This is a genomic window from Planctomycetaceae bacterium (assembly GCA_039680605.1).
Taxonomy (GTDB): Bacteria; Planctomycetota; Phycisphaerae; order SM23-33; family SM23-33; genus JAJFUU01.
The window spans coordinates 43,979-56,529 of sequence record JBDKTA010000039.1; the positions used below are offsets into that span (position 1 = coordinate 43,979).

The following is a 12,551-nucleotide window of genomic DNA, read 5'->3' on the forward strand; positions in this document are numbered from 1 at the left end:
AAGAAATGCTTATCCGCTCAAAACCTCCGCTGCATCTGACTTACTGCCTCAACGTTCATCCTGGTGAGACGTGGGCGGAGAATTTGACGTCTATCGCCACCAGCGCCATCGCCGTGCGCGACCGCCTGGGTTGGACGGAGCCTTTCGGACTGGGGTTGCGGCTCAGCGCGCGGGCGGCGGGGGAGTTGCTTGAGGGAGATCGCCTTGGCGAGTTCCGCCGTTTTCTGGGCGACAACGGCCTTTATGTGTTCACCATCAACGGCTTTCCATACGGGCAGTTTCACAAGACCGCCGTCAAGCAGGACGTCTACCGCCCGGACTGGCGGCAGGAGTCGCGCCTGACGTACACGCTGCAACTGGCTGACATCCTGGCGGGCTTGCTGGGCGAGGGCGTGACCGGCAGCATTTCCACGGTGCCCGGATCGTACAAGAGCTGGATCTCCGGCGCGTCGCAGGTGCAGACGATGGTCGCGAACCTTGCGGCCGCCGCGATGCACCTGGACGAACTTCGCGCCCGCACGGGGCGCGAGATCTGCCTGGCGCTGGAGCCCGAGCCGGATTGTTATATCGAGACCACCGACGAGGCCATCGCCTTCTTTGCCGGGCCGATGAAGGAAACCGGCGCCGCCTGGCTCGAAGCCGGCGGGCGCGACGAACGCTCCGCCGCCGAGATCCTCGCCCGCCACGTCGGGCTATGCTTCGACACCTCGCACATGGCCGTCGAGTTCGAGGATATCGGTCAGAGCCTCGATGCCCTGACGGCCGCCGGCGTTCGCGTGGCGAAGATCCACCTCAGTTCCGCCCTGTCGGCAGGGCCGGGCGTGGACGCCCCGGCGGCGCTGGCGGCATTCGACGAGCGAGTCTATCTCCACCAGGTCAAGGTCCGCGCCGCCTCGGGCGCCGTCTTGTCCTACAACGATCTGCCCGACGCCCTGGACAGCGCTGACCCGTCCGCCCAGTGGCGCGTGCATTTCCACGTGCCCCTGTTCTTCAGCGGGCGAGGCGACCTTGAGCCGACCACCGCCCAGCTCATCGAGGCCCTGCCCCGCCGCATCGCCGCCGGGACCACCGAGCATCTGGAGATCGAGACCTATACCTTCGGCGTCCTGCCGCCCGACCTGGCCGCCCCCGACCTGCCCGCCGCCCTGGCGCGCGAATACGAGTGGGTTTTCAACCACCTCCTCCCCCGGCCATAACTAATTGAACCGCGTGACGGCGGCGCTGGCGGGGGCATTGGGTTTTCCGTTGCCGTTGCCCAGGGACAGTTGCTTGGGGGCGGTGCGGTAGAATTGCTTTTTGCCGTTGCCGTTTTCTTTGCGGGGCTTGGGGGTCAGGACGAGATAGCTCTGGTCGCCCAGCAGTTCAACCAGCGCGTCGACAAGTTTTCGCGATGGGGCGACGGCGTAGTCTTTGCCCAGGCGCATCTTGGCGACAACGCCGCTGTGCTCGACGGGGTGCAGTTCCAGGTAGACCGACCCGCCGCCGCGATGGGCGCTAAGCAGCGCCTTGAGGCGAGGCAGGATCGGCCCTGAAGCCGGCGCCGGCTGCGCCGCTTGCGGCGCGGCGTCCGTCAGTTCCGGTGCGGCGCCCGGCGGGAGGCGCAGGGTGATCGACCCGGTCAGCTCTTCCAGCGCCTTGTCGATAGGGATGACGTTGTCGACGATGATGTTCGGACGTTCGCGGCGGCGGTCGACCGTCCCGACGATGAAGACCATGCGTTCGACTTCCAGTTCGTCCTTGAACTTCTCGTACGATTCCGAGAAGACCACCGCGTCGGCTTTGCCGGTCAGGTCCTCGATCGTCAGCATCGCCATCTTCTTGCCCGCCGAGCGCCCGGTCTTGGTGACGGTCGCCCGCACGGAGGCGATCATGCACCCGATGGTGACCTGCGCCCCCGCCGCCAGGGCGTCAAGATTCGAGAGCTTCGTATCCTTGGGATAGCTCAAGGCCTCGAGCTCGCGGGCGTAGTGGATCAGCGGATGGCTGGTGACGTAGAAGCCGAGCGTCTCCTTCTCGGCCGCCAGGAGCTGTGCCTCTGACCAGGGTTCGACGTTGGGGAATTTGGCCGGCGCGTCGGCGTCGGCGGCCAAGCCCATCCCGCCCAGCAGGCTCATCTGCCCGCTCTTTCGGTCGGCGGCGGCTTCCTGCCCCATGGCGATGGCCTGTTCGACGACGGCGATCATGGCCGCCCGGCTGGCGCCGTGGGCGTCGAAGGCGCCGCACTTGATCAGCGCCTCGATGACGGAGCGGTTGACGGCATGCAGGTCGGTCTCGCGGCAGAAGTGGAACAGATCGCGGAAGGTCTTGGCGCGGCAGCGGGCTTCGAGGATCGAATGCACGGCCTTTTCGCCGACGCCCTTGACGGCAGCGAGGCCGAAGCGCACGCGGTCGCCGTCGACGGTAAAGTCGCTGGCGCAGGTGTTGATGTCGGGCGGGGCGACGCTGATGCCCATGCGCTGCGCCTCGGTCATGTACTGCACGACCTTGTCGGTGTCGCCGCACTCGAAGGTCAGCAGCGCGGCCATGAACTCGCGCGGGTGGTAGACCTTGAAGTACGCCGTCTGGTACGCCACGATCGCGTAGCGCGTCGAGTGGGCCTTGTTGAAACCGTACCCGGCGAACTTGAGAATCAGCTCGAAGAGTTCCTGCGCCTCAGACTCGCTGATGCCGTTTTCCTTCGCGCCGGTCAAAAAGTTTGGCCGCTCCTCCTCGATGACCTTGGCCTTTTTCTTGCTGATAGCCTTGATGAGCGTCAGGGCGCGGTTGAGCGGCAGCTTGCCCAGGCGGTTGAGCACCTGCATGACCTGCTCCTGGTAGCACATGATGCCGTACGTTTCGGCCAGCATCTCGTCGACCAGCGGGTGCACGCTGGGCACTTGCTCGCGCCCGAGCTTGCGGTGGCAGTAGCTGGGGATCAGCTCCATCGGCCCGGGACGGTACATGGCGTTGGCGGCGATGAGGTCCTCGATGCGAGACGGCTGCATCTGCATCAGGACGCCCTTCATGCCGTCGGATTCAAACTGGAACACGCCGTCGGTTCGCCCTGCGCGGAAGAGCTCGTAGACTTTATCGTCGTCGAGGGGCAGGGCTTCGGGGTCGTGATCGACGCCGGTGCTCGCCGCCACCAGCTCGCGGGCGCGCTGGATCACCGTCAGCGTGCGCAGGCCCAGGAAGTCCATCTTCATCAGGCCGATCTTGTCGCAGGTGGGCCCGTCCCACTGCGTGATGGCGTCTTCGGAGCTGGACTGGCGGTACAGCGGCACGAGCGTCTCGAGGGGCTGCTGGGCGACGACCACGCCCGCGGCATGCACGCCGGCGTGGCGGGCGAGGCCTTCGAGCCGCTTGCCGTGCTCGATCATGTCGTGGATGCGGCTGTCGGTGTCGTAGAGCTTCTTGAGGTCCGGCTCGCTCTCGAGGGCGCTGTCGAGCGTGACGTGCAGCGCGTCGGGCACCTTCTTGGTGATGACGTCCACCTCGGCCACGCTCATGCCCATCACGCGCCCGACGTCCTTGAGGACCGCGCGGGCCTTGAGCGTCCCGTAGGTGATGATCTGCGCGACGTGGCCGTACTTCTCGCGCACGTATTGAATGATCCGCCCGCGCCCTTCCTGGCAGATGTCGATGTCGATATCGGGCGCCTCTTTGCGCTGCGGGTCGGTGAACCGCTCGAACAGCAGGCCGTAGCGGATCGGGTCGACGTCGGCCACCCCCAGCGAATACCCCAGCAAGGTCGCCACGCCGCTGCCGCGAGGGGCGGCGGGAATGCGGTTGGAACGGGCGAACTGCACGAAGTCGTTGACGATCAGGAAATACGAACTGTACCCCTTGTCGGCGATGACCTGCAGCTCCCACTTGAGCCGCTGGACATAGTTGGCGGGAATGTCCCTGCCGGCGAAGCGCCCGGCCAGGCCTTTCCACGCCAGGTCCGCCAGGTAGGCGTCGGGCGTGACGCCCGCGGGCGTGGGGAACGCCGGCAGGTGCGGGTCGTGGTGCAGCTCGACGTTGCACATCTCGGCGATGGCCAGCGTCGCGTCGGCGGCCTCGGGCCAGTTCGCCAGCGCCTGGCGCATCTCGGCGGGGCTCTTGAGATACATCTCGGGCGTGTAGACGACGGTGGTGTCTTCGCCCAGGAGCTTGCCCGTCGAGACGCAGCAGAGCACCTCGTGCGAGGGCTTGTCGCCGCGCGTCAGGAAGTGTACGTCGTTGGTGCCGACCGTGCGCACGCCCAGGTCGGCCGCCAGGGCCGCCAGCATCGGGTTGACGCGATCCTGCTCGGCCAGGCCCTGCTTCTGCAGTTCGATGAAGAACCGCTCGGGCCCGAAGATGTCGCGGTACTCGCCGGCGATCGCCCGGGCCTTGTCGGTGTTGCCGTCCATCAGCGCCGAGGGCACCTCGCCGCCCAGGCAGGCCGTGGTGCAGATGAGCCCGTCGTTGAATTCCGCCAGCAGCTCGCGGTCGATGCGCGGCTTGTAGTAGAAGCCTTCCATGTACGCGCGGCTGGAGAGCTTGATGAGGTTCTTCCAGCCGCCCTCGTTCATGGCCAGCAGGATCATGTGGTAGGCGGCGTTCTTCTGGTTGCGCATCGACTTGTCGCTGCGCGTGGTGGGCGAGATGTACGCTTCCATGCCCAGGATGGGCTTGATGCCCGCCTGGCGGGCGTGGTTGTAGAACTCGATAGCCCCAAACAGGTTGCCGTGGTCCGTGATCGCCAGGGCGCCCATGCCCGTTTCTTTGGCGCGGCGCAGCAGATCGTCAATGCGATTGGCCCCGTCGAGCAGGGAGTAATGCGTGTGCGTGTGAAGGTGTACGAATCCGTCCATGGCGTTGACTTCCGTGCCGCCCACTATAGCACCCCCGCCCGATCGGTTCAAAGAGATAGGACAAAACCTCGACCCGCCAAGGGTCCAGGCGATACCGATCACCGATTACTGATTACCAATTACGGTTTCTCAGATCCCTTCCTTGCTCAGTCGGATGATCTCGGCGGTGGAGCAGTCACGCTTTACGGTGTAACCGGGCAGCGGTTTGATGTGCTCGTGGACGGCGTCGATCAGGTCCACCGGGAAGGGGAAGAACGCGTCTTCGACTTCGTCGGCGGGGGTGATCCAGTTCCGGGCGCCGACGACGGCTGGCGGGGCGTCGAGGTCGTCGAAGGCCACTTGGGTGATCTTGCTGGCCATCGTGTGCAGGAAGCTGCCGCGCTCGCAGGCGTCCGACGCCAGCAGGATCTTGTGCGTCTTTTTGACCGACGCCAGGACCGGCTCGTAGTTGAAGGGCACGATGCTGCGCGCGTCGATCACCTCGCAGCTCATGCCGTACTGGGCTTCGAGCTGCTTGGCGGCCTCGAGGGCTCGGTAGAGCGTCGCGCCGATGGTGAGGATCGTCAGGTCCTTGCCCTGCTTGCGGACGGCTGGCTCGCCGAAGGGCACCTCGTAGCGGCCGGCGGGCACGCCGCCGGGGACGAACTCCTCAGCGTTGCCGTAGAGGCGCTGGCTCTCGAAGAAGATCACCGGGTCGGTCCCGGTCAGGGCAGTATACATCATGCCCTTGGCGTCATAAGGCGTGGCTGGGAAGACGACCTTGAGCCCGGGGATGTGGGCGACCATGCTCGTCCAGTCCTGGCTGTGCTGGGCGCCATACTTGCTGCCCACCGACACGCGAAGCACCAGCGGCATGCGGAGCAGCCCGCCGGACATCGACTGCCACTTGGACATCTGGTTGAAGATCTCGTCGCCGGCGCGGCCCATGAAGTCGCAGTACATCAGCTCGACGATCACGCGCCCGCCTTCGAGGCAGTAGCCCACGGCTGAGCCTACGATCGCGCCTTCGCTGATGGGCGTGTTGAACAGGCGGTGGTAGGGCAGGGCTTCGGTCAGGCCGCGGTAGACGGCGAAGGCCCCGCCCCAATCGCGGTTTTCCTCGCCATAGGCCACCAGCGTCGGGTCGGTGTAGAACTGGTCGAGGACGGCCTCGAAGATCGCGTCGCGCAGGCCGACGCAGCGGGTGTCTTTAAGGCGAGCGCCCTTTTCATCGAACGCCGAGCGCGAGCGCCCCGCCAGCGACTGCACGCGCGGGTTGGCGTCCTTGGGCATGAGCACTTCGACCTGGCGGGTCGTGTCCATCGACTCGACCTTCTGGTTGGAGTACATCGTCGCTTCCAGCAGCGAGCCCTTGGCCTTGAGGTCGGCCCGGGGCGAGATCTTCAGGTCGATGGCCTTGGTGTAGGCGCGGAAGATCGTGTCCTCGGCTGCCGCGGCCAGGGCGTCGACATCGCCCTGCGAGCACACGCCGGCGGCGACGAGGTCGGCGGCGAAGTGCGAGAGCGGGTCCACCGCCTGCCAGGCTTCGACCTCGGCCTTCTCGCGGTAGCTCGACTGGTCGGAGGGGGAGTGACCGCTGTAGCGGTAGGTAATGACATCCAGCAGGACGGGCCCGCGGCCCTGGGCGAGGATTTCTTTCTTGCGTGCGATGGCGTCGGCCACGGCGAGCGGATTGTATCCGTCGACTCGTTCGGCGTGCATCTGCTCGGGGTTGAGCCCCGCGCCCAGGCGGGCGAGGATGCCGAAGCCCATCGTCTCGCCGACGGGCTGGCCGCCCATGCCGTAGAAGTTGTTGACGAAGTTCATGATCAGCGGCAGCCCGCCCTTGTGGTCGCCGTCCCAGAGCGTGCGGTACTGGTCCATGTTGGCCAGGCACAGCCCTTCCCAGACCGGCCCGCAGCCCAGCGACGCGTCGCCGATGTTGGCGATCACGATGCCGCGCTTGTGGTTGATCCGCTTGAACATCGCCGCCCCGACTGCGATATCGCCCGATCCGCCGACGATGGCGTTGTTCGGGAACACACCAAAGGGCGGGAAGAACGCGTGCATCGAGCCGCCCATGCCCTTGTTGAAGCCCGCCTCGCGGCCGAAGATTTCGGCCAGGGCGCCGTAGATCAGGAAGTCGACAGCCAGGTCCTTGACCGAGCCGGTGGCGCCTTGCTCGACGATCTTGAGGCACTGCCCGCCGAAGTAGTTTCGCATGATGTCCAGCAGCGTCGCGTCGTCGGTCTTGCGGATAGCCGACAGGCCCTTGGCGAGGATCTCGCCGTGGCTGCGGTGGCTGCCGTAGATATGGTCATCGAGGTCCAGGTGCATCGCCTGCCCGACGGCCTCGGATTCCTGCCCGATCGACAGGTGGGCCGGGCCCTTGTGGTCGTAGGCGACGCCCTTGAAGTTGCCGCGGAGCTTGACCTCATTGAGCATGTTCTCGAAGGTGCGCAGCAGGAGCATGTCGCGCTGGACGGCGATCAGGTCGGCCTTGCTGTAGCGGGCCAGCTCCTGGGCGATGGTCTTGTTGTAGGCGTTGACGGGGATCGAGGTAAAGTCGATCCGTCCGCTCTTGCGAACCTCTTGCGGCACGATCATCAGATTCTTGGGCATCGGTTTACTCCTGGAGCCTCGCCGGGCGCTACGGCTGCGAGGCGGTTTCGGGGCAGGTAATCTCTATGTTTCGCGACGCGAGGAACTCGCGCCAGGGTTGGTCGGGCATTGTTTCGGTGACGACGCGGCTGACGGCGTCCCAGTCGACGATCTTGTACAGCGAAGGCGCGGCGAACTTGCTCGAGTCGGCCAGCAGGATCGTCTGCCGCGCGTTGCGCACGGCCAGGCGGTACAGGGCGGCCGAGTCGATGTCGCCGGCAGTGAGACCGAAGTCCATCCCCAACCCGTCGGCGCCGATCATCGCCACGTATCCGCGAAGCTGCTCGAGAGCGGCGGTGGCCATTGGCCCGATGGTGTCCATGCGGGCCGGGCGGTACTGCCCGCCCAGCAAGATCACGCTGATAGCCGGCGAGTCAAGCACCTCGGCCAGGCGCACCGAGTTGAGGATGATGGACAGCCCGCGTTTGCCCCGCAGAAACGCTGCCGTGGCGAAGCACGTCGTGCCGCTGTCGAGAAAGAGCTGGTCGCCGTCGGGGATCAGCCCCGCGGCCAGGCTGCCGATGACCTGCTTGGCGTAGGTGTTGCGGGCGGCCTTGGAGCGGAACGAGAAGTCCATCTTGCGGGCCAGGCTGGCCCCGCCGTAGGTCAGGGAAAGATCGCCCGAGTCGGCCAATGCACGCAAATCCCGCCGGACAGTGGCCGACGAAACGGCCAGCGCGTCGGTCAGATCCTTCACGCTAACATGCCCTTTCTCATAGGCTTGAGAGAGTATGCTGTCGCGTCTTTGTTGGGATGATGCGTTCATCTTTTAAGGACTGCGCGGCTCTTGTCGCAGTCTATGGCTCAAGTTAATCATAATTATGCACACAGATCAACATAAAAGTGCAAACTTTTTGCTTGATGTTGAACATTTCATCCAGTATCCTTTTATGGAGTGCGGCAGCCTTAGCTGCCGCGTTGGAAGTTTTTCGCAAGCCGGAAGAATCCAAAGCGGCAGCTATGGCTGCCGCACTCCAAGAGGCCGTGCCCTGTATACTGAGGTGCATAGATGCTGACATTGCGGATACCGCAGCGTTCCAAGACCGTTGAGGAAGTAACCGTGGGCCGATGGTCCAAGGCCGAGGGCGGCAAGCTCAAGAAGGGCGAAACGATCGTCGAGATCGAGGCCCCCGACGCGATCTATCAGATCGCCGCCGCCGCCGACTGCCGGTTGCTCAAGGTGCTGGCCGGCGAAGGCACGGTCGTGGCCGTTGGCGAGCCGGTGGCCCTGCTGGGCCAGCCTGGCGAGGACACCGCCAAAGCGCTGGCCGAGATCGCCGCCCAAGCCGCCGCGGCTGCCCCCGCCAAGACGGTCAAGCTCGCCGTGGCGGCAGCCCGTGTGGATACATCCCCGCCGGCGCCGGCGGGTGCCACGCACAACTCCGTTGTGCGTGTCCCTGAATCCGCGGCGACCGCTGCCCCTCATGGCGACCCGCAGACAACGCGTGTCGCCATGCCACCCGTATCGGCCGGTTCGCCTGTCGTGCCCGTGCTCATGCCCCAGGCCGGGCAGAGCATGGAAGAGGGAACCATCGTCGCCTGGCGCGTCAAGGAAGGCGACCAGATCAAAGCCGGCGACATTATCTTCGATGTCGAGACCGACAAGGCCACCATCGAAGTTGAAGCCGTCGACGCCGGGCGCGTCGCCCGAATCGTCGTGCCCGAGGGGCAGACCGTCGAAGTGAAAGTGCCCGTGGCGTATCTGGCGGACAGTGCGGGCGCTGTCGATGCGTTCCTGCGCGGCGAGGCTGCCCCCGCGGCGGGTGTCCCCGAAGCTCCGACCGCCGCACCCCATGGCGACCCGCAAACAACGCGTGTCGCCATGCCACCCAGTGAACTGCCGGCCGGCGTGACACCCATCCTCATGCCCCAGGCCGGGCAGAGCATGGAAGAAGGCACCATCGTCGCCTGGCGCGTGAAAGAAGGCGACCGCGTCAAGGTTGGCGATATCATCTTCGATGTCGAGACCGACAAGGCCACCATCGAAGTCGAAGCCGTTGACGCCGGGCGCGTCGCCCGCATCGTCGCCCAGGAAGGCGAAACGCTCGAAGTGAAAGTGCCCGTGGCGTACATGGCCGAGGACGACGCGGCGGTCGATGCATTTCTGCGCAGCGGCGCCGCCCAAGGCGCCACACTCGCCGCGCAGGGTGCCACGCTCAACTCCGTTGAGCGTGTCCCCGAAGCAGCGCCGGGGACTGCCCAGGGCCTCAGGGACACGCACACCGGAGGTGTGCGTGGCACCCTCTCAGGTGACGGTCGGGTCAAGGCCTCGCCCGCGGCGCGCAAAGCCGCCGCCGAGCGAGGAATCGATCTGTCCGCCGTGCCTGCCGGCAGTGGACCGGGTGGGCGAATCCTTTCGACCGATGTGGCCATCGCCCCGACTGGCGCGGCTGCGCCCGCTGCGGGCAAAGTCCCGGCCAAGCCTGCCTTGGGCGAGCCCAAACGTACGAAGATGTCCGGCATGCGAAAGGCCATCGCGAAAAATCTACAGGCCTCCAAGCAGACCATCCCGCATTTCTACATCAAGCAGACGGTGCGGGCCGACGCCCTGCTGGCCAAGTACAAACAGCTCAAAGCCGCCGGCGAGTTCAAGTGTACGATCAATGACTTTGTAGTCGCGGCCGTGGCCAAGGCTGTCGCCGAGAAGCCCAGCTTCCGCAGCCAGGTTGACGGGACCGATCTGCTGGAATATCCCAACGCCAACGTCGGCATGGCCGTGGGCGTCGAGGGCGGGCTGGTGGTGCCGGTCATCGCTTCGGCAGACAAGCTGAGCTTCCGCGACCTGGCTGCCCAGACGCGGCGCATCGTCGAGCAGGCCCGCAGCGGCAAGATCGAGAACATGGGCCAAGGCGCCATCACCATCACCAACCTGGGCATGTTCGGCATCACGGAGTTCTCCGCGATCATCAACCCGCCCGAGGCCGCCATCCTGGCCGTCGGGGCGGCGCACGAAGAAGCGGTCGTCGAGAACGGCCAGGTCAAGGCCGCCCATGTGATGACGATGATCCTCAGTGTGGACCATCGCGTGATCGACGGCGTGATGGCGGCGGAGTTTGTAAACAGGCTTAGGGAACTGCTGCAAGACCCCGAAGGCTTGTTAAATCCTAAACTCTAATTTCTAAATTCTAAATAAGACCAAATGACCAAAAATCAAAATACAAAAAGGGATTGGGAGCTGTAGCTGGAGCGATCGCTATGTCAGAAATCCAGCCCAGAAGACAATACGATCTGGAGGCAAGGACGCTTGCCTTTGCCAGAGGCGTGCGGCAATTTGTTGCCCGATTGTGCAAAACGCAGGCGAACATTGAGGATGGCGGCCAACTCATCCGCTCCTCGGGCTCAGTCGGGGCTAACTATATTGAAGCAAACGAGGCTTTGAGCAAGAAAGACTTTGCGATGAGAGCCAAGATTTGTCGCAAGGAGGCAAAGGAGAGCCGGTACTGGCTGGACATAATCGATACAGGCAAAGACGGTGCGTTGGAGACCGACCGGAAACGATGGCGGCAAGAAGCCGATGAACTCACCAAAATCTTTGGCGCCATCGTCGAGAAGACTAAGCCATCGTAAGGCCGCTGCGGGCGAATTTTGAGCTTTTGAATTTGTCGTTTGGGTTTTATTTAGGATTTAGAGTTTAGGATTTAGGATTTGAGGTTCCACAATGGCAAACAAGTATGACGTAGTCGTGATCGGTTCCGGTCCCGGCGGGTATGTTGCGGCACTCAAGGCCGGCGCGATGGGCGCTTCCACCGCAATTATTGAAGAGGCGCCGAATCTTGGCGGGACATGCCTGAACTTCGGGTGCATTCCGTCCAAGGCGCTGCTGGCGTCGGCTGAGCTGCTGCATCACATTGAGCACGCCGGCGAGTTAGGCGTGAACGTTTCGGGGCCGATCAGCTTCGACTGGTCGAAGATCCAGGCACGCAAGGACAAGATCCTCAAGGGCCTGCGCGGCGGCATCGAAACGCTCTTCGCCTCGCGCGGGGTCCAGATCGTCAAGGGCCACGGCTCGCTGGCCGGTAAAGGACAAGTGCTGGTTACCGACGGCGGCAGCAAGACCACGCTGGCGGCGGGCAACGTGATTCTGGCTGTCGGATCAGCGCCACGGCGGATCCCGGGTTGGCCGACGGATCCCGAGCTGGTCTGCACCAGCGACGAGGCCCTGCACTGGACGACGTTGCCCAAGCGGCTGCTGATCGTCGGTGGCGGCGTCATCGGCTGCGAGTTCGCCTGCATGATGCGCGAGTACGGCGTGGCCGTGACGGTCGTCGAGATGATGCCTAACCTGCTGCCGGAGATGGACGCGCAGCTCGGCCGGGCGATCGAAAAGATCTTCACCCGCCGCGGCATCGCGTGCATCACGGGCGTCAAGGTCGAGAACCTAACGGGCACCGCGGGCAATCTTACCGCGACGATCACCGGCGGCCTGAGCGTGCAGGTGGACAAGGTGCTGGTCGCGACGGGTCGGCGGCCCAAGACCGAGAACCTCGGCCTCGAGAGCGTGGGCATCGAGACCGACCGCGGATTCATCCGCGTGGACGACCGCATGGCCACGTCGGCCAAGGGCGTGTACTGCATCGGCGACGCCAACGGGCGTTGCCTGCTGGCGCACGCGGCCAGCGCGCACGGCGTGGTGGCGGTTGAAAATGCGCTGGGACACAAGAGTACGATCACGCCGGCGATTCCCTGGGCGGTGTACACGTTCCCGGAGATTGCGGGCGTGGGGATGACAGCCAGGCAGGCGCGGCGCGACGGCGTGCCGGTCTCGGTCGGGCTGTTCCCGCTCAACGTGCTGGGCAAGGCCCAGGCCGTCAACGACACCGAGGGCTTTGTCAAAGTCATCCGCGGTCGCGACGACGGCAAGCTGCTGGGCGTTCACGCCCTGGGGCACAACGTGACGGAAGTGATCGGGGCGGCCGGCGCCATGATCGGCACCGGCGCCAGTGTCAAGGATCTCGCCGAGACGGTCTTCGCTCACCCGAGCATCAGCGAGAGCTTGCGGGAATCGGCGGAAGATGCGTTGGGCATGGCGCTGCACCTGCCGGCGCGAAAAATGGTTCAGATTGTGGCGGAGTAAAACAAGCACTAAATCCT

The 12,551-nt window shown here is 64.8% G+C and carries 7 protein-coding genes; 4 read left to right on the plus strand and 3 right to left on the minus strand.

What is annotated here, in order from left to right:
- Positions 1–5: 5 nt before the first annotated feature.
- Positions 6–1,196 carry a metabolite traffic protein EboE gene (gene eboE / locus ABFD92_11200; GenBank protein MEN6505099.1) on the plus strand — a complete coding sequence of 397 codons (1,191 nt, stop codon included), beginning with the start codon at positions 6–8 and terminating at the stop codon, positions 1,194–1,196.
- Here the strand turns inward: eboE and dnaE are convergent, their stop codons facing one another.
- The 3 genes from dnaE to ABFD92_11215 form a co-directional block, all read right to left on the minus strand.
- Positions 1,197–4,820, minus strand: coding sequence for a DNA polymerase III subunit alpha (gene dnaE, locus ABFD92_11205; GenBank protein MEN6505100.1), 3,624 nt, complete (start codon positions 4,818–4,820; stop codon positions 1,197–1,199).
- Between the two features lie 129 nt (positions 4,821–4,949).
- Positions 4,950–7,421, minus strand: coding sequence for a thiamine pyrophosphate-dependent enzyme (locus tag ABFD92_11210; GenBank protein ID MEN6505101.1), 2,472 nt, complete (start codon positions 7,419–7,421; stop codon positions 4,950–4,952).
- Positions 7,422–7,449: 28 nt separating this feature from the next.
- A complete protein-coding gene (locus ABFD92_11215; protein MEN6505102.1) occupies positions 7,450–8,226 on the minus strand; it encodes a DeoR/GlpR family DNA-binding transcription regulator in 777 nt (258 codons plus the stop codon).
- Between the two features lie 243 nt (positions 8,227–8,469).
- Between ABFD92_11215 and ABFD92_11220 the strand changes: the two genes are divergently transcribed.
- The 3 genes from ABFD92_11220 (at position 8,470) to lpdA (ending at position 12,534) form a co-directional block, all read left to right on the plus strand.
- On the plus strand, positions 8,470–10,575 hold the full coding sequence (locus tag ABFD92_11220; GenBank protein ID MEN6505103.1) for a 2-oxo acid dehydrogenase subunit E2: 2,106 nt from the start codon (positions 8,470–8,472) through the stop codon (positions 10,573–10,575).
- A gap of 80 nt (positions 10,576–10,655) precedes the next feature.
- A complete protein-coding gene (locus ABFD92_11225; protein MEN6505104.1) occupies positions 10,656–11,027 on the plus strand; it encodes a four helix bundle protein in 372 nt (123 codons plus the stop codon).
- 91 nt (positions 11,028–11,118) lie between these two features.
- Positions 11,119–12,534: a dihydrolipoyl dehydrogenase gene (gene lpdA / locus ABFD92_11230; GenBank protein ID MEN6505105.1), complete on the plus strand. Its 1,416-nt coding sequence runs from the start codon at positions 11,119–11,121 to the stop codon at positions 12,532–12,534.
- Positions 12,535–12,551 lie beyond the last annotated feature (17 nt).